At 34.3% G+C, this 23,631-nt stretch carries 27 protein-coding genes, 1 riboswitch and 1 other annotated feature; of the genes, 10 read left to right on the top strand and 17 right to left on the bottom strand.

Annotated features, from left to right (window positions below; all coding sequences use genetic code 11):
* Positions 1-77: 77 nt before the first annotated feature.
* A complete protein-coding gene (gene rraA / locus PLX19_RS05730; protein ID WP_272187548.1) occupies positions 78-557 on the bottom strand; it encodes a ribonuclease E activity regulator RraA in 480 nt (159 codons plus the stop codon).
* Positions 558-678: 121 nt separating this feature from the next.
* Between rraA and ybaK the strand changes: the two genes are divergently transcribed.
* Entirely contained in the window at positions 679-1,152 is a 474-nt protein-coding gene (ybaK, locus tag PLX19_RS05725; protein WP_272187547.1) for a Cys-tRNA(Pro) deacylase, read from the top strand.
* A gap of 34 nt (positions 1,153-1,186) precedes the next feature.
* On the opposite strand, the gene PLX19_RS05720 is transcribed toward ybaK, so the two are convergent.
* Together PLX19_RS05720 and PLX19_RS05715 are read right to left on the bottom strand one after the other, a co-directional pair.
* Positions 1,187-2,476, bottom strand: coding sequence for an ABC transporter permease (locus PLX19_RS05720; RefSeq protein WP_272187917.1), 1,290 nt, complete (start codon positions 2,474-2,476; stop codon positions 1,187-1,189).
* A complete protein-coding gene (locus PLX19_RS05715; protein ID WP_272187546.1) occupies positions 2,457-3,155 on the bottom strand; it encodes an ABC transporter ATP-binding protein in 699 nt (232 codons plus the stop codon). Before PLX19_RS05715 ends, PLX19_RS05720 begins: the two co-directional genes overlap by 20 nt.
* Positions 3,156-3,496: 341 nt before the next feature.
* Between PLX19_RS05715 and PLX19_RS05710 the strand changes: the two genes are divergently transcribed.
* Complete coding sequence (locus PLX19_RS05710; RefSeq protein WP_272187545.1) at positions 3,497-4,789, top strand: histidine--tRNA ligase; 1,293 nt, start codon at positions 3,497-3,499, stop codon at positions 4,787-4,789.
* Positions 4,790-4,937: 148 nt separating this feature from the next.
* On the opposite strand, the gene PLX19_RS05705 is transcribed toward PLX19_RS05710, so the two are convergent.
* The 7 genes from PLX19_RS05705 to PLX19_RS05675 all read right to left on the bottom strand — a co-directional run bounded on the left by PLX19_RS05705 (position 4,938) and on the right by PLX19_RS05675 (position 11,559).
* A complete protein-coding gene (locus PLX19_RS05705; RefSeq protein ID WP_272187544.1) occupies positions 4,938-5,534 on the bottom strand; it encodes a hypothetical protein in 597 nt (198 codons plus the stop codon).
* A gap of 336 nt (positions 5,535-5,870) precedes the next feature.
* The gene (locus PLX19_RS05700) at positions 5,871-7,526 is read right to left on the bottom strand and encodes a putative ABC transporter permease subunit (protein ID WP_272187543.1); all 1,656 of its coding nucleotides are present in this window, start codon (positions 7,524-7,526) and stop codon (positions 5,871-5,873) included.
* Positions 7,519-8,244: an ABC transporter ATP-binding protein gene (locus PLX19_RS05695; RefSeq protein WP_272187542.1), complete on the bottom strand. Its 726-nt coding sequence runs from the start codon at positions 8,242-8,244 to the stop codon at positions 7,519-7,521. Before PLX19_RS05695 ends, PLX19_RS05700 begins: the two co-directional genes overlap by 8 nt.
* Before the next feature lie 181 nt (positions 8,245-8,425).
* Positions 8,426-8,620: a hypothetical protein gene (locus tag PLX19_RS05690; protein ID WP_272187541.1), complete on the bottom strand. Its 195-nt coding sequence runs from the start codon at positions 8,618-8,620 to the stop codon at positions 8,426-8,428.
* Between the two features lie 169 nt (positions 8,621-8,789).
* Positions 8,790-9,806: a tyrosine-protein phosphatase gene (locus PLX19_RS05685; RefSeq protein WP_272187916.1), complete on the bottom strand. Its 1,017-nt coding sequence runs from the start codon at positions 9,804-9,806 to the stop codon at positions 8,790-8,792.
* Between the two features lie 105 nt (positions 9,807-9,911).
* Positions 9,912-10,757, bottom strand: coding sequence for a hypothetical protein (locus PLX19_RS05680; RefSeq protein WP_272187540.1), 846 nt, complete (start codon positions 10,755-10,757; stop codon positions 9,912-9,914).
* A 49-nt stretch (positions 10,758-10,806) separates the two neighbouring features.
* Positions 10,807-11,559 (bottom strand): GNAT family N-acetyltransferase, encoded by a 753-nt coding sequence (locus PLX19_RS05675; protein ID WP_272187539.1) that lies wholly within the window; start codon positions 11,557-11,559, stop codon positions 10,807-10,809.
* Positions 11,560-11,722: 163 nt separating this feature from the next.
* On the opposite strand from PLX19_RS05675, the gene PLX19_RS05670 reads away from it, so the two are divergent.
* Positions 11,723-12,565, top strand: a complete 843-nt coding sequence (locus PLX19_RS05670; RefSeq protein WP_272187538.1) for a DUF2785 domain-containing protein — start codon at positions 11,723-11,725, stop codon at positions 12,563-12,565.
* Positions 12,566-12,711: 146 nt separating this feature from the next.
* Entirely contained in the window at positions 12,712-13,167 is a 456-nt protein-coding gene (locus PLX19_RS05665; RefSeq protein ID WP_272187537.1) for an NUDIX hydrolase, read from the top strand.
* 30 nt (positions 13,168-13,197) lie between these two features.
* On the opposite strand, the gene PLX19_RS05660 is transcribed toward PLX19_RS05665, so the two are convergent.
* Positions 13,198-14,184 (bottom strand): tryptophan--tRNA ligase, encoded by a 987-nt coding sequence (locus tag PLX19_RS05660; protein WP_272187536.1) that lies wholly within the window; start codon positions 14,182-14,184, stop codon positions 13,198-13,200.
* A 41-nt stretch (positions 14,185-14,225) separates the two neighbouring features.
* Positions 14,226-14,439 (bottom strand) — a binding site (T-box leader).
* 140 nt (positions 14,440-14,579) lie between these two features.
* On the opposite strand from PLX19_RS05660, the gene PLX19_RS05655 reads away from it, so the two are divergent.
* The 3 genes from PLX19_RS05655 (at position 14,580) to PLX19_RS05645 (ending at position 16,676) form a co-directional block, all read left to right on the top strand.
* On the top strand, positions 14,580-15,734 hold the full coding sequence (locus PLX19_RS05655) for a 1-deoxy-D-xylulose-5-phosphate reductoisomerase (protein ID WP_272187535.1): 1,155 nt from the start codon (positions 14,580-14,582) through the stop codon (positions 15,732-15,734).
* A 65-nt stretch (positions 15,735-15,799) separates the two neighbouring features.
* Positions 15,800-16,252 (top strand): GNAT family N-acetyltransferase, encoded by a 453-nt coding sequence (locus tag PLX19_RS05650; protein WP_272187534.1) that lies wholly within the window; start codon positions 15,800-15,802, stop codon positions 16,250-16,252.
* 38 nt (positions 16,253-16,290) lie between these two features.
* Positions 16,291-16,435: riboswitch (cyclic di-AMP (ydaO/yuaA leader) on the top strand.
* 97 nt (positions 16,436-16,532) lie between these two features.
* Positions 16,533-16,676 (top strand): hypothetical protein, encoded by a 144-nt coding sequence (locus PLX19_RS05645; protein ID WP_098917096.1) that lies wholly within the window; start codon positions 16,533-16,535, stop codon positions 16,674-16,676.
* 37 nt (positions 16,677-16,713) lie between these two features.
* On the opposite strand, the gene PLX19_RS05640 is transcribed toward PLX19_RS05645, so the two are convergent.
* Positions 16,714-17,235, bottom strand: a complete 522-nt coding sequence (locus PLX19_RS05640) for a CGNR zinc finger domain-containing protein (RefSeq protein WP_272187915.1) — start codon at positions 17,233-17,235, stop codon at positions 16,714-16,716.
* A 138-nt stretch (positions 17,236-17,373) separates the two neighbouring features.
* Between PLX19_RS05640 and PLX19_RS05635 the strand changes: the two genes are divergently transcribed.
* The 3 genes from PLX19_RS05635 (at position 17,374) to PLX19_RS05625 (ending at position 19,473) form a co-directional block, all read left to right on the top strand.
* Positions 17,374-18,561, top strand: a complete 1,188-nt coding sequence (locus PLX19_RS05635) for an MFS transporter (protein WP_272187533.1) — start codon at positions 17,374-17,376, stop codon at positions 18,559-18,561.
* Between the two features lie 134 nt (positions 18,562-18,695).
* Entirely contained in the window at positions 18,696-19,106 is a 411-nt protein-coding gene (locus PLX19_RS05630; protein ID WP_272187532.1) for a DUF5391 family protein, read from the top strand.
* A 46-nt stretch (positions 19,107-19,152) separates the two neighbouring features.
* Positions 19,153-19,473, top strand: a complete 321-nt coding sequence (locus PLX19_RS05625; RefSeq protein ID WP_272187531.1) for a cytochrome C biogenesis protein — start codon at positions 19,153-19,155, stop codon at positions 19,471-19,473.
* Positions 19,474-19,540: 67 nt separating this feature from the next.
* On the opposite strand, the gene PLX19_RS05620 is transcribed toward PLX19_RS05625, so the two are convergent.
* The 5 genes from PLX19_RS05620 to PLX19_RS05600 form a co-directional block, all read right to left on the bottom strand.
* Entirely contained in the window at positions 19,541-20,113 is a 573-nt protein-coding gene (locus tag PLX19_RS05620; protein ID WP_272187530.1) for a histidine phosphatase family protein, read from the bottom strand.
* A 91-nt stretch (positions 20,114-20,204) separates the two neighbouring features.
* Positions 20,205-20,921 (bottom strand): class I SAM-dependent methyltransferase, encoded by a 717-nt coding sequence (locus PLX19_RS05615; RefSeq protein WP_272187529.1) that lies wholly within the window; start codon positions 20,919-20,921, stop codon positions 20,205-20,207.
* A 129-nt stretch (positions 20,922-21,050) separates the two neighbouring features.
* On the bottom strand, positions 21,051-21,368 hold the full coding sequence (locus tag PLX19_RS05610) for a hypothetical protein (RefSeq protein ID WP_272187528.1): 318 nt from the start codon (positions 21,366-21,368) through the stop codon (positions 21,051-21,053).
* A gap of 125 nt (positions 21,369-21,493) precedes the next feature.
* Complete coding sequence (locus PLX19_RS05605) at positions 21,494-22,816, bottom strand: hemolysin family protein (protein ID WP_272187527.1); 1,323 nt, start codon at positions 22,814-22,816, stop codon at positions 21,494-21,496.
* Positions 22,817-22,940: 124 nt separating this feature from the next.
* On the bottom strand, positions 22,941-23,348 hold the full coding sequence (locus PLX19_RS05600; protein WP_272187526.1) for a MerR family transcriptional regulator: 408 nt from the start codon (positions 23,346-23,348) through the stop codon (positions 22,941-22,943).
* Positions 23,349-23,631 lie beyond the last annotated feature (283 nt).

The following is a 23,631-nucleotide window of genomic DNA, read 5'->3' as shown; positions in this document are numbered from 1 at the left end:
AGACCTCGTCACAACCCAATAAGGAATGAAAAACATTAATAGAAGATTCACTTTATCTCCTCATTTTTTATAATAACTCACCGATGAATTTCTTTTTCACATACAATTACACCATCTTCGTCAACATAAACATAATTTCCCGGAATCCAAGAAACTCCGCCAAAAGACAGCGGAATATTTGTTTCTCCCTTCCCTTCTTTCACACTTCGCTTTGGCATCGTCGCAATCGCTAAAATACCGAGTTCGATATTCCGAAGCTCTGCACAATCGCGAACACATCCATAGATAATGATACCTACTAAATTGCGCTTTCTTGCTATGTTTGCTAAGTTATCACCAAGTAATGCACAATTTGTTGAACCCTCTCCATCTACGACTAGTACCGTTCCCTCTGGTAGCGTCTCTAATGCTCTTTTTACGAGTACGTTATCATCTTTTACTTTCACCGTCGCGATTTTTCCATAAAACTGCTTTTTCTTTCCATATGATTGAAATAATGGCTTACACACTTGCACTTCCATTTCATTGATATCATAAAGATCAGTCGTTCTCCACATCATTTTCCCTCTTCTCTTTTCATAATTTATGTTACATATTCTTGTCCTTTCTTATTTCCCCTGTCTTATGTTGCAAAATTTTGTATACTAAATAGAAGAAATAAAAAAGGAAGTGTGTAACATGAGTAGTAAAACAAACTCTTGTCGTTTATTAGATAAACACAAAATCGCCTATACAGTTCATAAATATGAATGGGATGAAGAGAACTTAGATGCGAAACATGTCGCTGACCAAGTTCATTTACAATTAGAACAAGTCTTTAAAACACTTGTCCTTCGCGGCGATAAAACTGGGGTAATTATGGCTTGTATCCCTTCGCATAAAGAGCTCAATTTAAAAGCATTGGCATCTGCAAGTAAAAATAAAAAAGTTGAAATGATTCCAATGAAAGAAATACTCGGATTAACAGGGTACATACGCGGCGGCGTTTCACCACTTGGAGTCAAGAAAAATTATCCACTCTTTATTGACGAATCTGCTGCAAATCTAGACCCAATTAGCATTAGTGCTGGAAAAAGAGGACTACAAATTTTTATGAACGGCGCTGACCTAATCAAAGTTAGTAACGCAACACTGACTTCCATTACTTCATAACAAAACCTGTCTCAATAGATGAGACAGGTTTTGTTTACATTTCTCGGCGAATTGCTGATAACACATTAATATTCGTTGCTTTTATTGCCGGCCTTAGTCCAGAAAAAATTGCAATAATTATACTAATAGAAACAGAAATAACAATAAGAAATGGAGGAATCATTGAAAACATAAATCCTTTTGGTGCTTCCGTTTTTGCAAATTCTTTTAATAAGATTGGAAGTAATTCATTTACACCTAAACTAATAAGGTATGAGATGAAAATCGCTAACAAAGAACCACCAAACCCAATTATTGCGCTCTCCATTACAAACATCCTTCTAATAATTGCTGGATTTGTTCCAATGGCTTTCATAATACCAATTTCACTTGTCCGCTCAGTTACAGCCATCGTCATCGTATTAAAAATTCCAATTGATGCAATTAGTACAGCAATTGTACCTACAAAAATCAGTCCAATCTTTACAATTAAGAAGAAGGTATCTACTTGTTCAATCTCTTCACTAACAGAATAAACATGATATCCCTTTTCTTTTAACATTTTTGTTGTACTTGCCACTGTTTCAAACGATTTTGCATATACCTTTATTTCAGGATGAAATAGTTCGTTTTTTTCCCCGTGCTCTTTAAATAATTCATTTATTTCGTTTTCTGTTTCTGCATTCATATAAATCCGATTGTCTTCCATCCAATCTCTTGATGGTGCCTTTAAAACTCCGACAACTGTAAAATTGTATTCTTTTTTCACTTCGCCTTTCTCATCCTTTATTTTTATAATTATACTCTTATTTAAAAGTTTCCCTTCATAACCAGCCACCTTTTTATCCGGCTCATTTTCTATTACTTGTTTTTCTTCCGCAGTTAACAAACTCTTCGCGAAATTATGACCAATCACCACTTCTGTTTTGTTTTTCGGAAGGCGGCCTTCTGCTAGTTCTGCTTGTGCTTTCATTTCTTCTTCCATATTCGTTGTTACTGCTTGTACATTTCCAATACGATTTTCAAAGAAAGCCTCAGTGTGAGACGCCCAATATTTCCGCATAATTACAGCTTTTATTTCAGAACTTTGCTTTAAATACTTTAAATCTTCCTCAGAAATTTCTTTTTTATCTTTTTTTCCATGAATACTAATTTCCGTAACAATTTGTCTTGATAATATTTCATCTGTAATACTCTTTTGTAGTCCAAAACCAACAGAGGCTAAGACAATAAGAAATGCGCAACCAATTGTTGTCGCAAAAATCGTCATAAATACTCTTAACTTATTTTTCTTCATATTCCGCCATACAAATTGTAATTGATCTTTAAACTTCAAACGGAACACCCCCATCTACTAAACGACCATCAATTAGACGTAATTTCCTATTAGCAATTGAAGCCACTGCTTCATCGTGGGTAATCATGACAAAGGTAATTTTCTTTTCTTCGTTCAATTGTTTAATCAGATGCAAAATCTCCTGTTCTGTTTCTGTATCCAAACTTCCAGTTGGTTCGTCAGCTAAAATAATCTTTGGCTCTGTAATAAGTGCCCTTGCAATACTAACACGCTGTTGCTGCCCACCTGATAATTCATTCGGATAATGATTCATATATGATTGCAATCCTAATTTTTTAAATAATTCTAAAATCCTATCTCTCCTTTCTTTCTTTTCTATTCCCTTCAGTGTAAGCGGGAGTTCCACATTTTCAAAAGCTGTTAAACTAGGTATCAGTTGAAAGTTCTGAAATACAAATCCAAAATGTTCTAATCGAAATAGAGCCCATTCTTTTTCAGTAAAATTTGTTGTATCAGTATCTTGCACGAAAACACTGCCCATATTTGGTGTTATATACCCTGATAATAAATGTAATAGTGTCGATTTTCCCGAACCACTTCTACCAACGATTGCTATTCGTTCCCCTTTATTTATAGAAAATGAAACATTGTCTAACACTCGAATAGATTGTTCTTTTCCTTTTTTACCGACTTTAAAAGAGTATGATAAATTCTTTACTTCAATCATAGAATTCCTCCATCTTCTTATTATTAAGTGTACTATTACATATAGTACACTTAATACACTATTAAACATCCCTAATTTTGTCAATCGTTTTTTAATCTGAAATATAATTTGATAATTTAAATAATTCATAGTATAATACTTAAAAATCTATAGGAGAGATTGCTTATGTTGAGAATAGATTGTTCTTTCCAACTTCATCATCATACATAAAGCCTTGTATCCGAAGAAATTTTTCTTCGCGGGTACAGGGTTATTCCTGTTTACCCACGAAGCGATTATAAAGCTATGTGGGTCTTTTCATACCCGCATAGCTTTTTTTATTTCAAAAAGGGGTGATAAATATGAACTTACAAAATGTAAAAGGGACGAAAGACTATTTACCAGAAGAACAAATGTTGCGTAATACAATTAAACGGACTTGTGAAGAAATATTTGAGGCATATGGCTGCAAACCGCTAGAAACACCTATTTTGAACATGTATGATTTGATGGCTTATAAATACGGGGGAGGATCTGAAATATTAAAGGAGATGTACACGCTTCAAGATCAAGGGAATCGCAAACTTGCTCTGCGTTATGATTTAACCATTCCCTTTGCAAAAGTTGCCGCTATGAATCCAGAAATCCGCCTTCCTTTTAAACGTTATGAAATTGGGAAAGTATTTCGTAACGGTCCAATTAAACAAGGGAGATTTCGAGAGTTCATGCAGTGTGATGTAGATATTGTTGGCGTTGAATCTGTCTTAGCAGAAGCAGAATTAATGGTAATGGCTCTTGACGTTTTTAACAAATTAAAATTAGACGTAACCATTCAATATAATAATCGAAAACTATTAACAGGGTTGTTACAAGCAATTCAAATCCCTGAATCACAAGTACAAGATGTTATTTTATCTGTAGATAAACTTGAGAAAATCGGCATTGACGGTGTAAGAAATGATTTAATAAATCGGGGGATACAAAGCGAAATGATTGACGTGTTATGTAGTACGTTAGAAACATGTATGTCTATGTCGCTCTCTGAATTTAATAAAATGTTCCCAAATTCTCTTGTTAAGGAAGGAGTTACTGAGCTTCAAGAACTTCAACAATACCTAGCCACACTAGGCGTTCAAGCTAATACAATGTTCTCCCCTTTTCTTGCACGGGGTCTTACAATGTATACTGGAACGATTTATGAAATTTTTTTAACGGATCGTAGTATTACTTCTAGCATAGGCAGTGGTGGGCGCTATGATTACATTATCGGTGCATTTCGAAATGAAAATAAACCTTATCCAACAGTCGGAATATCGCTTGGTTTAGATGTCATTTATACTGCTCTTATCCAAAAAGAACGTGCCTCCTCTTCTGTAGATATTTTTATCATTCCACTCGGAACACAGGCACAGTGTTTAAAAATTGCTCACACATTGCGAACAAATGAAAATTTAAAGATAGAACTTGAGCTGGCAGATCGTAAACTAAAACGAGCCCTTAACTATGCAAATAAAGAAAACATCCCATATGTACTTATTATCGGTGAAGAAGAAATAAATAACAATGTAGCTGTTTTACGAAATATGAAGGAAGGAACAGAACAAACCATTCCTCTCGCATCTATTGAAGATGGAACTTTCAAACAATATTTATGACGTGAATTGCCCCCCCGCGCATACGGAATGTTTTTATGTATTTGTTGCAACTAATCATAAAAGGAGAGACGTACACTGCTGCTACGTTTCTCCTTTTATTACATAAGCTATATATAAGATAAGATTTAATTTTGCATTCATTTTTTGATTAAAGCTTATTCAAAAGTTGATTTAAATCTTGCTTTGTTTTCATCGTTAATGTCTTTAGCTTCTTTAAATCTTGTTTCTGTTTTCCCATTTCAACAAGGAGTGGATATAAATTTTGCTCAATTGTTTTATAATCGGTTGCATGCTGTGCTTCAACTTCTTTCTCAACTACATCCCATTTATCAGTAAGTTGTTTGCCAAGTTTATTTACAGCTTCTTGTTTTGGATTAGCTTTCAATTGCTTGTCCACTTCTTCAATTAACTGTACAACTTCTTTTACTCCACTCTTCACACTAGCATTTTGCTTTCCGTTTGTTGATTTTGTTTCAGTTGTTCCGGTTTTCTCATTTTTTGTTTGATCTGCATTCGTTGATTTCGTTTCAGTTTTCCCATCTGCATTTGTTGTTTTTGAATCTTTTTCTTCGTTTTTACCCGTAGTTGTTTGATCTGCACTTGTTGTTTTCGCTTCTTCTTGATTGTTTGTTTGTTCTTTTTTAGTTTGAGTTGCTTGATCTTTTTCTGTCGAGGTACCGCAAGCTGTAATGGAGAGCATCGCTCCAATTGCCAATGAAGCAATCGATATTTTTTTCAATTTCATAATAAGCCTCCTAAAATTACAATTTCGCCTCCCAAATAAGTTTCTATATACTTCCAAAAATCCCTTTTTATTATTTATTTAAAATACAAATTTCTCAATAAAATCCTTCATTCGAATAAATTACCTATCCGGTTAGACACGCTGCTTTTATATCATATTGCAATTTTCCGATAGTAATATACAATAAATCCTCTGTTTAGTAACAGAGGATTTGCAATTTATCCCGCATTCACGGGCAGTAAGACCCCCACCTTAAGATTGAAAGGACAGCAAAAAAGATAGGTGAGGGCTTTCCATCAGTGGTGATGAAGCCCACTCACTGATGGAAGTTTCACTTTATTTAATATTTGCTAGGATGCGTTCAGCACCAAGTTGTAAACTACGAGACACAATAACATTTACTATTGTGAAAATAACTAGGATACTGAAAAACATCCCCCACATTCCAACTCCTAATGAGAAAAATAACGCACATACCCCGCCAACAGTAATGCCCACTAACAGTATATTCACAAAAAAGTTCCAAAGCGTAGTATAACGACTTTTAAACATTTTTTGTTCGCTATCCCAATGAATATCAGCTGTTTGCGCATCCCAGCGTGTGCCAATTAAATTGTTTAACCATAACCCATTTGCACAAAGCAAGAACCAAAGTAAAATAAATACTGGTGACACACCGCCCACAATGATAAGCACTAGACCAACGATCGCTAAAATAGTAGTATTAATGAGCCAAGCTGTAAATACTTTCGCAAAGAAAATGCCTTCTGCCTTAACTGGTAAATAACGATTGATAAACCACGTACGACCTTCCCTTGAAAAAGATGTTGTCGCAATAACGTTGGACCCCATTAAAAACATACCTGCACAAAAAGCAAGACCAAGCGCAAGACCTGTTGTTTCACTATCATTTATAAATTTATTTATCCAAGCTAAGTTACCGTCTTGCACAAAAATAATAAAGAAAAACATAATTGGCATCACGAAAGTTTGCACAATACAATTAATAAAAAATTGTGGCGTACGTGTCAAAATACGAAATTCTTTTTTCACATATGCTTTCCAGTGTGAATTTTGTACGGTAGCTTTATTAAAATCTTCAGAAGAAATCACTTCTTTTTTCGCAGTACTATTTGAAATCCCAATAACCCCTTTTAAATATGTACGTTCTGCAACATAGAAAAACAATACATAAAATGCTAACGAAATCGCAGCGAAAAGGAGTAAATATAAAAAGCCTTTCCACGAATCACTTTCTGTTAATGCCATTGCTCCAAAATATGTAGTTGGAAAATAGTTTGTCATTTCTACTAGAAATGAAGATTGGTTATTTGCAAGAAAGTCTGCTGCTGATCGCCCAGAAGCAGCGCTTCTATTTTTCCATTGTATAAATATATTAATACCGACAACTAGTAATAAAGTAAATAACCCCATAAACATATTATTTCGATCTTTATTTTTTGCAATATTTGTATAACGCATAATGATTATCATAAGAAGTGAAGCAAGAACTAACGGAATAATCGGGAAAAATACGTAAACAATTAAAAAGTAAACATAATATGTAATAAATGCACCACTTTGTAATCCATACACAATGAAAATAGGAAATAAAATAAACGAAGTCATTACATATTGTGTAATTAAAACGGTAATAAACTTCGCAGTAATAATGTGGGCGGGCTTAAGTGGTAGTGGTAATAACATTTCAACGTCATTGCTATAGTAAAACACTGTTAAAATTGTCGTAATACTAAACACAAATATCCAGATGCTACCAATAGCTAATCCCATGCCAAGTAGTACGTTTTCCTGATTAACTTGTTTTAATACTCCATACATACCATTCGCAAGTGGACCGATAAATAAAAACCCAACAAGCAAAAGACCTAATAATAAAAATAAAGATGTAACACGTTTCTTCTTATCAGTTACCATATCAGCATAGTTCATCTTTAATAATATTTTCGTTAACATCCAAATTTTATTCATTTTCTGTCATCTCCAAGAACATTTTTTCAAGAGATTCATTAGATTCAAAGTGCTCTCGTATTTCTGCTAAATTCCCTTGAAATTGAAGTGTTCCTTTATTAATAATCGCAACTTGATCACATAATTTTTCAGCAACTTCTAACACATGTGTTGAAAAGAACACTGTTTTCCCTTTATCAGCGTGTTCACGCATCATTTGTTTTAATATAAATGCCGATTTTGGATCTAATCCCGTCATTGGCTCGTCTAAAATCCAAACATCTGGATCATGCAACAAAACTCCAATAATAATAATTTTTTGGCGCATTCCATGTGAGTAACTTTGGATTTGATCAGATAATGCTTCGTACAAACTAAAACGCTCTGCTAGTGTTCGAATCTTTTCTTGGCGCACGTCCTTCGGAACATCATACATATCCGCCATAAAATTTAAATATTCAATCCCTTTTAAGCGTAAAAACATATCAGGACTGTCAGGAACATATCCAAATAGCTTTTTCGCTTCAAGCGGCTCTTTCGCAATGTCTTTTCCATTTACCGAAATCGTCCCGCTATCAAGAGAATGAATACCTGTTATCATCTTAATTGTTGTTGATTTCCCGGCACCATTTGGGCCTAAAAAACCAAATATCTCTCCACTTGGTACTGTTAAATTTAAATCTTTCACTGCAAATTTACTACCATTATAGCTCTTTGATACATTAATAATTTCAATCATTCATATCCAGCCCTTCTCTTATTTTCCAATAATTACATTCTAATTGTAACATAATACGTTTCTGCATTTTGTAACTTTTTAGAATTATCAGATGCTAAAAAATCTTCTTCCTCCCACATTAACGAGCAGTAAGACCCCCACTGCTGGAAGTCTTACTTTATTTCTACTATTCTATGTTCTCTTATCCATAAAAATATATATACGAAGCTACCCCAACTGCTAAAACTACTCCTAAAAGAAGATAAATAATTGAAAGCCTTTTAATATTTCCTTTCGTTGAAATTCCATAATTCTCTTCTTCATTTTTTCCTACCATAATCGTCAACATAACTGTCACTGCTACTATGATTAATACCCCTAATATCCATGTTAACATTTCCCCATCCCCCTACATTTCTAATTTTGCATTATTTATACTATTTATAATGTGGATATCTTTGTGATTATTTCAACAATTTTCAAATTAATTGTAAAATAAAGAAAATAAAAAAGATAGAGATTTTAAAAAGCAATCTCATGACTTTTTAAAATCTCTACCTCCTATTTTACTTTTCTTCTAACAATAAATCGCGCAGATCATCTAATTGTTCTTTCGTAAGTCCAATTCCTTTTTCAGCATATTGATCCACTGAACCATATACATTATGAATTTCATCGAATGCCGCTTGTAAATATTCAACCCTCGCTTCAAACATTGCACTTAAAATCTCAATACTTGCTTCATCTTGAAGCTGCGCTCCTAAAAAAGCCATCATTTTCTCATTCAACTGTTCACGAAAACCATTACTTAGTAAATAATCCTCCATGATCGTCTCTTCCGGCACACCTAGTAAAAGTAATAATAATGCAGATGCAAATCCAGTTCGGTCTTTTCCTGCTGTACAATGGTTTACAATTGGTAAGTTGTTTGCGTCTTGTATCAGCTCTAAAAATGTCACAAATGCTTCATTACTAGTCACGAAATCTCTGTTCATCTTCACTAAATACTCACCTGGTTTGCCAAGCATTGATAAATCTCCTAAACTAAAAAATTCATTGATATTTAAGTCTTTTGCTAAATCTTGCATAACTGGTAAAGAAACTTGGCGAACATCTTGCATCTCAGGGTTTGGTTTATGTTGCACTTCAAAATCTGTACGATAATCGCAGACAGTTTTTAACTCCAAATTATGTATATAATGAATGTCCGCTTCTGTTAACCCTGCTAATTCTTCAGAACGGTACAAATTCCCCCATTTCACCACACGGCCATCTTTTGTTTCATACCCGCCTAAATCACGAAAGTTAAACGCACCTTGCAGCGGTAAGCGGCGCTCTGCTACTGTAATACGATCTCCTTTATTCGTTACCAATCGAAAATAAACACGTACAGCCGGGTTTGGATCTTCAATTGTAACCGCAGAAGCTTCTGTTACAATCGTTAATAATGTTCCATTTTCTTCAATACTCTTCGGAGATGTACTCCAATAAACACATACTGATTCTTCTACACTACCCCATTTTATAGATAAAGTGTTCTCGTTTTCTCGCTCTACTGTTACATCTAAACTTGGTTGTTTCATGTTCGTTTCCATTCTTTCACCTATCACTTTCTCTATTGTTTCTAATCTCTATTCTATATCACATATGGTAACGCGTCTTACATATTTCGACACTCTGTAATCAATTTATACATATAGAGAAAACATATCTTGTATATCTGTAAAAGATGTACAAGGTATTCCCCGAAATACATAAGCAATTTGTTCATTCCCCAAGTCTTGATATACAACTGTACCTCTTTGTGGATGTAAATAGTATTCGCAGTTTCCAATCTTTTGCGGGGAACTATAATTTCTTATCCATGAGGATACAGGATAATAGCTATAATTGGTATGCCGACATGCCCATAATATATATAACTGCTCTTTTGCATCCCAATATACATACTGCGTTTCGTTATCCCCAAAACCAACAGACTCTAAATCCCATGAACGTGGTACTAGAAGCGGTAATGATATAAATTCCTTTTCTTCAGGAGAACACCATCCAAAGCAACGACTGATTTCGCCTCCACCCTTTTCTGTATGAGCCTGAAAACTTAGACGATGAAATGGTAAGTTCATTTGTTGTTTTGCTTTCTCTAATTCAATCGGTTGTAATCCATATAAAAATTCCTCCATTTGTTGTTGTTCGATAACTCCATCATCAATAGAAATTTCAATTTGTGTTTTCCACTTAGAAGTGACGTAACTATCGCACCCTTTATAATTTATCCCACACCAATAGGTAAGTTTATTATATTGAAAACACTCGCCCTGCGCGTGATACAGACAACTGTCTGGAAAAGTCGGTTCCATAATATCCAGAAAAAACTGTTTGACCCGAAATATTCCTGTAGGAGTAATCACCTGAAACCAAAGCGTTTCCCACTTTTCATTCTCCTGTCGCTGCGATATATGCTCTACATGCCAGTCTGAAAATAAAGTTTCCGGATATAAAGGAATCATTCTTTTAAATGATTGTTGTAACATCCAATTCCCCCTTGTTTTATTTCTTCAATACTTCGAGGGTAATCTTCATTTACCCTTTTCTCATCAACCTTGTGTATTTCTTTATCTTCCCTAACTGTATACAGTTATTGCTAGAAAACACTCGTTTCATGACATCGTTCATTTCGTCAGTGCTACCTACATAATATGAGGCACCAATTTCTTTTAAAATGTATAATGTTTTTTCATGAAGCATTGTCCCGTAATGTTTACCACGCATTTCCGGGACAATACCAAGATAAAACAATCGCCCTTCTTCTACCGTACCTGGCTCTATATGCGGCAAAATAACACCTACTGGATCTTCTCCTTGAATGGCGACTAAACAATGTTCGTTCCATCTACCGCCAATTCCTGTTTGAAAAGCATATAATAATTGGTCTATAGATAACGTTTCTTTCGTATTTAAAGAATCCTTCATAGATTCAAACCAAATTGCTTTAAATGCGTCTTCGCCTACTTCATCTATTGTTTTCAGCGTAAACGGAACTTCCACATCTGTAACATCAGATAAATCTTTTAGCACCATAACACAACTTTTCTGATGCTGAAATTGTAAACGTTGAAACACTTCTTCATAATGGGTATAATTTGGACTTTTTGATGAAATAACAAAGTGTAAATGTAAAACTCCTTTATTTGTTGCTTTCTCTAGCCAATATTGGACAATCTCTGTCACTTGTTCCTTTGTAAAAGAAACTGTATTATTTTCTTCAATCGTAATATAGTGCGGTTCTCCTCCTAATACTTTGAAATCTCGTTCCATATTAACAATTTGATTCATTCTTTTACCTCTTTCTGTAAAATTATTACAATAACATATTTTTTATTGCATGAGCAGGAGTTTTGATGAATATGTAGAATACTAGAAATTTGATATTTATAACAGCAATCTTTCATCAAGAAAAGGGATTTTATCGATAAAGTTATAAAGAGGAGGAGCATCATTGAATACCATTATGCTGCAGCAATTGTTAGAAACTATTCAAAAAAACGGATATTTATTGCCTCAAAATATCGATTTAAATCAATTAAGCATACATATGCTAGAGCATATTGGAACGTTAGACAGCTATTTACGTGATCAATTGATTTACTCTACCTTTTCTTACCTCATTTCACGTGAATATTTTCATGAAGCTCAGTTAGAAAAATTACTTATGCTAACTTTGAAAGAACAATACTTATATTGCGGCATCACTTCTAATGATAATGATGATAGCGTGTTTACACGTTCTTTCACAACGTTATTAATCGCCTTAATATTATGTGCAGATAATAAAACGAATTTTTTATCTCCAGAAACGATTATTACTGTAAAAGAAAAATTAGTTGATTATATGAACCGAGAAATTGATTTAAGAGGATATGTACATCCTCACGGCTGGGCGCATAGTGTTGCTCATGCAGCAGATACTTTTGATGCCCTTATTCATAATCCAAAACTGCCGCAGCAATATTACGAAGAACTAACTCATTGTCTTTTAAATAAAATATTCGTTTATTCGATTGTATATCATTTTGATGAAGATGAGCGTATTATTACTCCTCTTCTTTCCATAATATCAAAAGGCTTCTCACAAAAGCAGCTTTTTGATATTATTCGTGTCAAATTAAACTTGCTCCCACAATACAAAGCAAGACTTCCAGTCAATGATTTTTGTAATCTATGTACAAATATAAAAACTTTCCTGCGCAGTTTATATTTTAGAACGGTACCCAATATTCAGTTTAGTAATATAACATCTCAAGCAGAAATGATGTTAAAAGAACTGCCAGCATTTTATTAATATAGAGGGAAATAGCCTTATTTTAGCAATATGTCAGGCAAGAGCAAGTCATTCTGCTCCCATTTTTGAAAAGTTAAAATTTACTTCATACGAAACATACTTACAATTTGCATGTATGTAATATAAATAAAGGAATAGGTGTCTATATGGGATATATCGAAGAAATGCGTAGTTTAGTTGGGAATCGTCCACTCATTTTAGTAGGTTCACATGTAATTATATTAAACAAAAATAATGAAGTACTTCTTCAGCTTCGCAGTGATTACAATTGCTGGGGCATTATTGGCGGTGCACTTGAATGCGGCGAAACGTTAGAAGAAGCCGCTAAGCGAGAAGTCTTTGAAGAAACAGGGTTAATCGTGAAACAGTTAGAAACATTTCAAAATTTTTCTGGGAAAGAATTTTTTAATATTTATCCAAATGGAGATCAAGTATATGGTGTTCTTGTTACATATATTTGTCGTGATTTTGAAGGAACATTACGTGTCGATCACGCTGAATCAAAAGAGTTGCGATTCTTTCCCATCCACGATCTCCCTACAAATATTGGATCAGTGCATAAATTAGTTTTAGATACATTTGTAAAGAACAATCTTGATTAAAGGAACCAAATCAATTGGTTCCTTTCCACATTAACAGCCAATCTGTTTTTTTATTTCTGCCAAATTCACCCTCGCAATTTTCCTTGCCCGCTCTGCTCCTTTTTCTATTGCTTCTTGAAGTAAATGCGGTTCATTCATATACATTTCATATTTCTTCCTCGGCTCTTCTAGCTCACGATTGATGACACGGAATAGCTCTTTTTTAACATCTCCCCAGCCGATGCCTGTTGCGTATCTCTCTTTCATTATTGCGACTTCTTCAGCTGTCGCAAATTCTTTATACAACATAAATAATGTTTCAAGTTCTTTCGGTTCACTTGGTAAGGAAGAATCTGTTTTCATTTTGAAAATAAGTTTTTTCAGCTTTTCCGGTTCTTCAAATAACGGAATGACATTTCCATAGCTTTTACTCATTTTTCGTCCATCAAGGCCTGGTACAATTGCTCCTTCTTCTTGAATGATATACTCGGGCAATATAAAGATTTCTCCAAATGCGTTATTAAAATACGAAGCAATATCCCTCGCAATTTCTACATGCTGAATTTGATCTTTTCCAACTGGAACATAGTTTGATTGAAATAATAAAATATCGGCAGCCATTAAAATAGGATACGTATATAATCCCATGTTTACACCCGTATCTACATCTACCCCTGCTTCTATATTTTGATCAACTTTTGCTTTATAAGCATGAGCGCGATTCATTAAGCCTTTCGGAGTAAGGCAAGCTAAAATCCAGTATAATTCTAAGATTTCTGGAACATCTGATTGACGATAAAAGACTACATGCTCATCTAAACCTAATGATAACCATGTCGCTGCTACTTCCTTTGTATATTCACGAAACTCCTTTGAATCTTGTACGGCATTCAATGCATGATAATCAGCAATAAAATATAACGCTTCTCCTTCTCTATGTTTAGAAAGATGCAATGCTGGTTTAATTGCCCCAATATAGTTTCCAAGATGCGGATGTCCAGTTGGTTTAATTCCTGTTAACATAACTTTTTTATTCACAACTACTCCTCCTTTTACATATAAAAAAGCCCCTCAATCCTAAAAAGGACGAGGGACTCCCGCGGTACCACCTTTATTAGCTACAATTTTATAGCTCTCTTTATGATTCGAATAACGTCGAAACAACCGTCAAAGCCTACTCAATTCGGCTTGCAGCTCCAGAGTCCATTCCATATTTTTCCCTTACTGATTTTCACCAACCATCAGTTCTCTGTGAAGCTCCAAATATGTACTCTTCTCTTTCATTGCCTTTTCTTTTATTTATTCCTTATTATACCATGATGTTTTTTTAGATAAAAGGGAACTTTCTGTCTTATTAAGTAGGAATTTTTCTTTTTTTATCTAATTACATATAAGTTTACGGAAACGATTCATTCAATTACGGAGGATTTATTATGGTAAAATACATTTCCATTCTGGGATCAACTGGTTCGATTGGGACGTCAGCTCTAGATGTAGTCACTGCTCACCCAGAACATTTTCAAATTATCGGTTTAACTGCAAATAAAAATATTGAAATGCTAGAACAACAAATCCAAACATTTCAGCCGCGCATTGTAAGTGTGAGTACGAAAGAATTAGCAGATACAATGCGCTCACGAATTTCTACTCAAACAAAAGTTGTATACGGAGAAGATGGCTTGATTGAAGTTGCTACACACCCGAATAGTAATCTTGTCTTAACTTCCGTCGTTGGTGTAGCAGGACTGCTTCCAACAATTGAAGCACTAAAAGCGAAAAAAGACATTGCGATTGCGAATAAAGAAACATTAGTGGCAGCAGGTCATATTGTTACAGAATTAGCAAAGAAAAATGATTGCCGCCTTATTCCAGTAGATAGTGAGCATTCTGCTATTTTCCAATGCTTAAATGGTGAAAATAATAAAGAAATTGAAAAGTTAATTGTAACAGCATCTGGCGGTGCATTTAGAGATAAAACACGTGAAGAAATGCAACTTCTCAAAGCGAAAGATGCGCTAAAACATCCAAACTGGCTAATGGGAGCAAAATTAACAATTGACTGTGCTACCTTACTAAATAAAGGATTTGAAGTAATGGAAGCACGTTGGTTATTTGACGTTCCCTATGAAAAAATCGATGTTATGGTTCATAAAGAGAGCATTATTCACTCTCTTGTAGAGTTTGTAGATGGCTCTATTATGGCTCAGCTTGGGGCATCTGATATGCGTATGCCGATTCAATATGCATTCCACTATCCATCACGTTTACCATCTTCTTTTAAAAAATTAAATTTATTAAAAGTTGGTAGCTTGCATTTTGAAAAACCTGATTTAGAGAAATTTCCTTGCCTTCACTATGCTTATGAATCTGGGAAAATCGGTGGGACAACTCCGGCTGTATTAAATGCTGCTAATGAAATTGCGAATGCTTTATATATACAAGATAAAATTTCATTTTTTGACATTGAAAAAACAATCTATTCTGCATTAGAAGCTCATCATAATATTGCAAACCCTTCATTAGAAGAAGTATTAGCAGCTGATCAATGGGCACGTCAATATGCCAATCAATTACTTGTAAAAATGTAAAAAATAACGATACGAAAGAGTGAGAATATAAGGTTCTCACTCTTTTCATAAAAGGGGGCCTTCATTTGATTCGAAAGTTATCTCCTTCTTCTATTGAAGAAGCTGCGGAAATTTTAGGAGTTCAAATTCCCGCATATAAAATTGAAGCACAGTACATTCAAAACAATTCAATTCCGCGATTATATGACACGATTTTGGATATTCAAAATTGTAATGAAATCTTTTATGGATACTTCATTGATGATACGTTAGCTGGATTTATTTCGTTTCAATATGTGGATACTGTTGTTGATATTCATCGCCTCGTTGTTTCCCCTACGTATTTCCATAGAGGCATCGCAACAGCACTATTACAACACCTATTTCAACTACATGAAGAAACAACAGACTATATTGTACAAACCGGTAAGAAAAACACGCCTGCTCTTTCTTTATATAAGAAACATAATTTTATAGAAACAAAAGAAGTTACATTACCAGACGACCTCGTTCTTGTACAATTGAAAAGGCTAAAATAAATTGATTGTTTTGGATAAATATGTTAATTTATTTTATATACAACCTTTTGCTGAGTCCAAATTTTGGAGCGGGGAAACCATTTCTGTGGCATATACCACTTGGGGCGAATCTTTGTTTAAGTAGGGATACTCTCACATTCCGAGTCCGACAGCTAACCTCGTAAGCGCATTGAGAGAGGAAGGTGTTTTTTACTTATGCTACAAAGCATCCCTCCTTAACCCTAACAATATGTTTCTTATTTTACTTAACTATATTGTTAGATAAAAGGAGATGATTTTCATGTTACGTATATCCGACCATGAAAAGAAAACAATGGAGCAAAGAGTAAAATTAGAACAACATCGTCCATATTATACAGCAAAAACAGCAAGTTGCATTCAACATAAATATGTTATGCAACACATTGTTCAGTGTAAAAAGTAAGAGAATAGCGGAAGCATTGCATACTGCAAAGCTTCCGCTATTTTATATAAATTGAACTCGCTTTTCTCTTCGCCCGGTGCCTTTTTACTTTTGCGATTGTACCACAAGCACGTCCCCCTTCTCCTTCAGCATACATACCGCACCAACGTTTACTACCGTTACGAGATTGATCGTAAAACACCCATTTACAATCTGGGCAAGCTTTTAATCTCCCCCACTGGTTGTTTGTAATGGCAGAGATAATAACTCGCAATGAAAATGTATATAAATTTTCTTCACCAAGTGCTTGGTATGTAATGACGTCCGCTTCATCCATCGTCATTACTTGCAATGGATATTTTTCAAACAATGGCTTTAACGGCTTCTGTTGTTCCACCGCCCTACGAATCGTATCACGGAATTTTTTTACTTCTTTCACTGAACCAAAAGGTAGTTTTTCATTCCACTGCTCAATCATAAACTGATGTATATCTTTTTCCGATTCAAATAAATCGACTGGTTCTCTCGTTTCATTTGGAATTCTCCATGTATTTAAAAAGGCTCTTATACTTTCTAACATCTCTGGCGCAATTTGGTTGTTACTCAAAATCACCACCAACTTTCCATAGTTTACTTTATTTCGTATTTTCAGTATAATCATAACATAAAAATGTTAACCATTTAAAAAAATAGATGGTTAACAAGGAGGGTGACAACTTTGAGGTCTTTTTCATTACCTATTCGTTTTGTATTATTTTCTTCTTTTTTTATGACACTCGGTCATTTTGCTGTAATGGCTTTTTTGGCTATCTATTTATCTAATTCTTTACATTTTTCCGCTATGCAAGTGGGTACCATTTTAACAGCCCTTACGATTACTTCGCGAATATTCCCATTATGTACCGGAATACTTGCAGATCAAATCGGCTATATTACTATGATGATAATCGGAATAATTTTACGAGGGATTGGTTTTCTTTCACTAGGAATATTTTCTGGATTTCACACCATTATGCTCGCTACAATATTCATTGGATTTGGGACAGCTTTCTATGAACCTTCTGCACGAGCTGTCTTCGGCTCTCAACCAGCCCATATAAGAAAAGATACCTTTACATACTTAAATCTCTTTTTAAATGGCGGAGCAATTATTGGACCGATTGCAGGGAGCATATTGCTTAAATGGAATCCTATGTATCCATTTATATTTACCGGATCACTCATGTTGGTTCTTGCATTCCTATTCTTTCTTCTTAGATCTCACTTTCATGTTACTGTGTACGAAACACAACTTTTAACAGGAATAAAAGCGGCTGGTCAAAACAAACCCTTTCTATCTTTTTCACTCATCATGGTGTTTTTTTATACGATGTTTACACAGCTTACGGTTGCATTACCACTTCATATGAATAATATAAGCCACGATCAAAACTTAGTAGGACTTGTCATTACAGTAAACGCGATTACAGGTTTTTTATTTATGATTGTATTTAAATATCTCTTCAAAAAATATTATGCGTTGTCTCTTGTAAAGTATGGTGTGTTACTAATGGGGCTATCTTTTCTTCTCATCCCATTGGCTTTTCATCCAAATTGGCTTTTGGTATGTGTTATTTTATTTACAATCGGGGAAACACTTGTATTACCGAATGCCGATATTGCGGTAGCGAACTTTAGCAACGAACAATACACAGCAACCTATTTTGGTTTCTTCCAACTATCACTTGCCCTAGGATTTACGATTGGAAACTATACAGGAACTTTCTTTACGAAGTATTGGCAAAATATGAGTTTTCCTTGGATTCTTTTTGGTCTTTTAGGCATTGTTGGATTTTCACTTCTTCATTTTTTAAATCGATCTGTTAAAACGGATGAAAATCTAATGCATATAAAACAGAGTATGTAACGTTCTTACATACCCTGTTTTCGCCTTCACATATGTTAAGTTTATCTACAATTAAACCAAAAATAACCTTTTTTTCATATATTTGTTATGATATAAAGAGAAAGTAAATTACTTTGAAAGGAATGAAACAGATTATGACAAAAGACACAAACAAATCTCGTATTATTTTCATCACTATCGTTTCCGCATTACTCTTCTGTTCTTTATTTGTTGCGGGTTCACTTTCTCCACTTGCTGATTCCGGGCCTAAAACCAATAAGTTTGGTACTTATGGTATGTGGGCAAGTATAGGTACCGTTCTTGCAATTTATATCCTACCTTTAACTTTATATATTGTAGGAGTAAATGTAATGAAAATCGTCATGGCCGTTTTTTGTGGATTTGGGATTCTCACAACCTTGACAATACTTGTGGTCATTTTAACGATGGGTAAATCCCCTATTTTACTAGTACTTTGCATAGCCTCTTTAATCGTTAACGTTTTGTGGTATTTCATAGCTTTTCGTTCACCATCAAAGCTTAATCATCAAAAACGCTTTATCTAATAAAACAAGTTATTTACAATACAACTTGTTTTAAGGAGCTACCAAAATGAAAATTACGTTTGTAAAAGTTGAGGTACTATTACCAGAAGAATATATCGAAACATTAAGAAATAGACTAAACGATATTGGTATTTTGACAATAGGTAAGTATGATCATGTTATTTCTTACTCATATGTTAAGGGATCTTGGAGGCCACTAGAAGGGGCTATCCCTTTTAACGGTACTACTGGTGAAATATGCTTCGGTACGGAATGTAAAATGGAATTTAGATGTTTGTATGAAAAAATTGAAGAAGTGTTACGTATTATCAAAAGCATTCATCCCTACGAAGAACCTGTAATAAATGTATTGCCGTTATTATTCTGAGTGAAACATTATAAAATTTACAAAAGTAAATGCGAAGCAACCTAGCTTCGCATTTTTAAAATCAAAATCATTCTGTCCATAATCTCTTTATATCAATTAATTGCTCACCGTTAAATTTCATCCTATATACATCCGGTTTTGAAGTCTCCATTAAAAATTCATATTCATATTGACGATCAAAGTATTCCATCATTAAAGTCATGACAAGTCCATGAGTTCCAATTACAATTTTATGCCTTTTATAATCTGTTAATATCTCCTTCAATACTGTAACAGCACGGTTCTGACATTCTTCTTTTGATTCTCCGCCGCGTATTGAAAAATTCGGACTCGAAAACATCTTCTTTACAAGTGGATACACCTCCTTATCTGACATTATCGTGTCTTCACTTGTAAACATACATTCTCTAAGATTTTCGTCTATTAATATTTCTTTCTCATAAAAATGAGCTAACTCCTCAATTGTCAACATAGCTCGGCTATATGGGCTGGAAATGAATGTGTTTATCCCTTCATCTTTCAATAATTCAGTTACTCTATTTGCATCAAACTTCCCCTTCTCAGTCAATCCACGCATTCGTTCGTTACCTTCTGTTTTAGGTGATTCACCATGTCTTACCATATAAATGTATGTATACATAATTTCCTCCTGAAATTACTGTGATTTTATATTATACACAAATCTAGGGTTTAACCTCGTAGAACCCTACACGGCGATTAATATTACAATCTTAGACTCTTTTTTTCTTTGCCTTTATAATTAAAAAACTTGGTTGTTTTAATAACTTCTCATAAGATGATGGATGATTTTTTCTCAATTCTTCAGTAGGGGTCGGTTCAATCATTTTTTCAATCTCGAAATGATGAAGTGTATCATTTATAATATCTTGCAGCGGCCGGCGGTAAAAGTACATATCAACATACTTATCACTTTTCTTCCATCTATCGTGAAGAAATTCGCGGTTAAAGTACTGTTTATTCTCTGATAAATGAATATCCATTGTTGGATGATGAACGGAGAACAAAAATGTTCCATTTGGCTTTAGTATTCTCGCAAATTCAGCAAATGTAAGGTTCCAGTCTGCAATATAATGAAGAGCTAACGAACTAACAATATAATCATATGTACGATCTGCAAAAGGTAACGTATTTTCAAAATCTAGTTGAAAAGCGTCTGCTTTCTCTCCTATTCTTCTTTTTGTAGCCGCAACCATTTCACTACTAATATCAATCGCGGTTACATTTGCTCCCCTATTTAAAAACTGCTCTGTATACCATCCTGCTGCACACCCAGCATCGAGTATATTCATCTCTTTCATATTGCTAGAGAACTGACTCATCATAGCTGGACGTTCATAATCTGTATTATACGGGCCCTCATGATCAACGCTATGTTCATAATAACTAGCTAATATATCGTATGCATCAATAATTTGCTGTTTATTCATACTCTATCTTCCTTTCATTTCTGAAGACGTAAATTTCTAATAAATTCCATATAATTACAACCATTAACCAAAAACACTTTATTCTTTAAAAAAAGCCACTAAAAAATCCTCAAATATGCAGAAGAAAAGCTATTCTTTCATAGTACTTTCGATTCTCTTCCGTTTAAAAAGGTGAAAAAGTAACCAAATCAGTAACAAAGTCCAAAGTAGAATATATATATGTCCACCAAGTGTAAAAAACGTCCAGCTTTCCCCTTGAGAGAAAGACAACTTAAAATGATCCCATTCATTTCCCTCTCTTGCAATACAACAAATATTGATGATACTGCCTATTATACTGATGCGTTGTTTCTTTTTCTGGGAGAGATAAACACAAGAAAGGCTGAATGCGATTAATAAAAAAACATAATAGATTGCCCAAAACCAACCAGGTAAAGAAGAAAACATCACATGAATCCACCTCTCGTTTAAAAGGACACATTTTTCATTTTAACATAATTCCGAATAATTAAATACATTTAACTGGATAATACTGGAATTTATTTTTACATGAATAAAAGAAGAAGCAGCAACTATACAGTTGCTGCTTCTTCTTTTTGTACATCTATTCTACGAATTTCAATACGCTTAATTTGATGTGCGTCTTTTTCTAAAACTTTAAATTCATATCCTTCTGTTTCAACAAATTGTCCTTCTTGAATTTCGTGATTTTGTGTCATCACCCAACCGCCAATTGTATCAACTTCTACTTCATCAATGTGTAATCCAAATAAATCTTGAATCTCACTTATCAATACTTTGCCGTCGACAATTTTATGATGCTCGTCAACATGATGAATTGGAGGGTGCTCATCTTCATCATATTCATCACGAATTTCACCAACAATTTCTTCTAATATATCTTCAAGCGTCACAATTCCTGCTGTCCCGCCATATTCATCATATAATACAGCCATTGGAATCCTCTTCTTTTGCATTTGCAGAAGTAAATCATGGATTGGAATTGTCTCCATTACTTCAATAATAGGACGCATAAATGTTTTGATAGATTGTAGGTCTTCTTTATCGTTTTTCATATAACGAATAAAGAAATCTTTTACGTTCACCATACCAATAATATCATCTTTGTCTTCTCCAAAGATTGGATAACGTGTATACTTTTCACTTCGGATAACTTTCATATGATCTTCCACTGAATCTTCAAGATAGAAACCAACGATTTCTGTGCGTGGCACCATAATCTCTTTTGCAATACGATTATCAAATTCAAAAATATTGTTTACATATTTATACTCCGCTTGATTAATTTCTCCATTTTCATAGCTCTCTGAAAGAATAAAACGTAATTCCTCTTCTGAATGCGCTACCTCATGCTCAGAAGCGGGTTTTAATCCGAATAAACCAGTTACAAGACGCGCTGATTTATTTAACATCCAAATAAATGGGAACATAATTTTGTAAAACATAATAAGCGGTGCTGCAAACAACATTGTAATTGTCTCTGCCTTTTGAATTGCCACAGTTTTCGGTGCTAATTCACCAACAACAACATGTAAAAAGGTAACCGTTGCAAATGCAAGAATATACGATACTGAATTCGCAGCTGTTTCTGGTAAATGCAGATCTTGAAATAACGGTTGTAATAAGCGATGAACCGTAGGCTCTCCTAATGATCCGAGCGCAAGAGCTGTAATAGTTATCCCTAACTGACACGCCGATAAATATTCATCTAAATTCGCTGTTACCTTTTTGGCTGCTAATGCGCCTCGTTTTCCTTCCGCGACAAGTTGGTCGATACGACTTGAACGCACCTTAACCATAGCAAACTCTGCTGCCACGAAAAATCCAGTAAATGCGATTAAAATCGCAATCATAACTAAATTAAATATTTCCAAAGAATTCCCCTTAGTTCGAAAACTAAGGTGTCCACCTCCTGTATAAATAATTACTTTCTTTTACTCTCTAAATTTAGAAAATAACGCGCTATACAGAAATTAAAAGGGTGGATAGCTCTATCTACTATAATAGTAAGATAAGAGATTGGATTAAAGCTGTCGTTTGAGTTGATAAATGTTTCGTTAGTTTTTTGCGCTGTAAATCTGTTAACCCATCTAATAACGGTTTTAATTCTACTAATTCCGTCTCCAAACGGTGGATACGCTCTGTTACATCATTTACTTGTTCCGAAACGTTTTCATTTACACCGAGCAGCTTTTTTTTCTCCTCAATCCTATCCTTAATTTCAGAAAGCGGTATATGCATTTCTTTACATCTCTCAATAAAACGTAATGTTTCAATTGCTGTTTCGTCGTAGTAGCGATAATTGGATTGAGATCGCTCCGCTTTCAAAATACCTAGATTCGTATAATAATCAATCGTTCGTTTCGAAACATGAGCCATGTGAGCCAACTGTCCGATTCGGTACACCTTCCCAACGACCTTCCCTCCCCAGTATATGTTACAAACAATCATACAATACATAAACTGTACAGTCAAACGTTACAGTTTAAAAAATGTTTTATAGAAATATTAAGATTCGCCTTTTTTCAGCCAAAAAGAAGAAGCTATAAATCTACATGTCGTAGAATAGCTTCTATTTCTTACTACATTTTATTTGATAAAAGTTCTGTGGTTTTTATTACATTCGCAAACATTTTATCTAAAGCACTCATGAATACTGTATGAACATGTTTAGCCTGAATCAATTCAT

Source organism: Bacillus sp. BP-3 (genome assembly GCF_028401955.1).
GTDB lineage: Bacteria > Bacillota > Bacilli > Bacillales > Bacillaceae_G > Bacillus_A.
The sequence above is the reverse complement of the archived record's forward strand: the minus strand, read 5'-3'. Positions and strand labels throughout refer to the sequence as shown.

Coding starts and splice junctions, on each gene's coding strand:
- PLX19_RS05645 (WP_098917096.1), top strand. CDS start 16,533: ATGTTACGTATATCCGACCATGAAAAGAAAACAATGGAGCAAAGAGTA.
- PLX19_RS05690 (WP_272187541.1), bottom strand. CDS start 8,620: ATGTTAACATGGATATTAGGGGTATTAATCATAGTAGCAGTGACAGTT.
- PLX19_RS05680 (WP_272187540.1), bottom strand. CDS start 10,757: ATGTTACAACAATCATTTAAAAGAATGATTCCTTTATATCCGGAAACT.
- PLX19_RS05640 (WP_272187915.1), bottom strand. CDS start 17,235: ATGTTAGAAAGTATAAGAGCCTTTTTAAATACATGGAGAATTCCAAAT.
- PLX19_RS05675 (WP_272187539.1), bottom strand. CDS start 11,559: ATGAATCAAATTGTTAATATGGAACGAGATTTCAAAGTATTAGGAGGA.
- PLX19_RS05630 (WP_272187532.1), top strand. CDS start 18,696: ATGACAAAAGACACAAACAAATCTCGTATTATTTTCATCACTATCGTT.
- PLX19_RS05715 (WP_272187546.1), bottom strand. CDS start 3,155: ATGATTGAAGTAAAGAATTTATCATACTCTTTTAAAGTCGGTAAAAAA.
- PLX19_RS05655 (WP_272187535.1), top strand. CDS start 14,580: ATGGTAAAATACATTTCCATTCTGGGATCAACTGGTTCGATTGGGACG.
- PLX19_RS05620 (WP_272187530.1), bottom strand. CDS start 20,113: ATGTATACATACATTTATATGGTAAGACATGGTGAATCACCTAAAACA.
- PLX19_RS05665 (WP_272187537.1), top strand. CDS start 12,712: ATGGGATATATCGAAGAAATGCGTAGTTTAGTTGGGAATCGTCCACTC.
- PLX19_RS05705 (WP_272187544.1), bottom strand. CDS start 5,534: ATGAAATTGAAAAAAATATCGATTGCTTCATTGGCAATTGGAGCGATG.
- PLX19_RS05700 (WP_272187543.1), bottom strand. CDS start 7,526: ATGAATAAAATTTGGATGTTAACGAAAATATTATTAAAGATGAACTAT.
- PLX19_RS05710 (WP_272187545.1), top strand. CDS start 3,497: ATGAACTTACAAAATGTAAAAGGGACGAAAGACTATTTACCAGAAGAA.
- PLX19_RS05625 (WP_272187531.1), top strand. CDS start 19,153: ATGAAAATTACGTTTGTAAAAGTTGAGGTACTATTACCAGAAGAATAT.
- PLX19_RS05685 (WP_272187916.1), bottom strand. CDS start 9,806: ATGAAACAACCAAGTTTAGATGTAACAGTAGAGCGAGAAAACGAGAAC.
- PLX19_RS05610 (WP_272187528.1), bottom strand. CDS start 21,368: ATGTTTTCTTCTTTACCTGGTTGGTTTTGGGCAATCTATTATGTTTTT.
- PLX19_RS05615 (WP_272187529.1), bottom strand. CDS start 20,921: ATGAATAAACAGCAAATTATTGATGCATACGATATATTAGCTAGTTAT.
- PLX19_RS05695 (WP_272187542.1), bottom strand. CDS start 8,244: ATGATTGAAATTATTAATGTATCAAAGAGCTATAATGGTAGTAAATTT.
- rraA (WP_272187548.1), bottom strand. CDS start 557: ATGTGGAGAACGACTGATCTTTATGATATCAATGAAATGGAAGTGCAA.
- ybaK (WP_272187547.1), top strand. CDS start 679: ATGAGTAGTAAAACAAACTCTTGTCGTTTATTAGATAAACACAAAATC.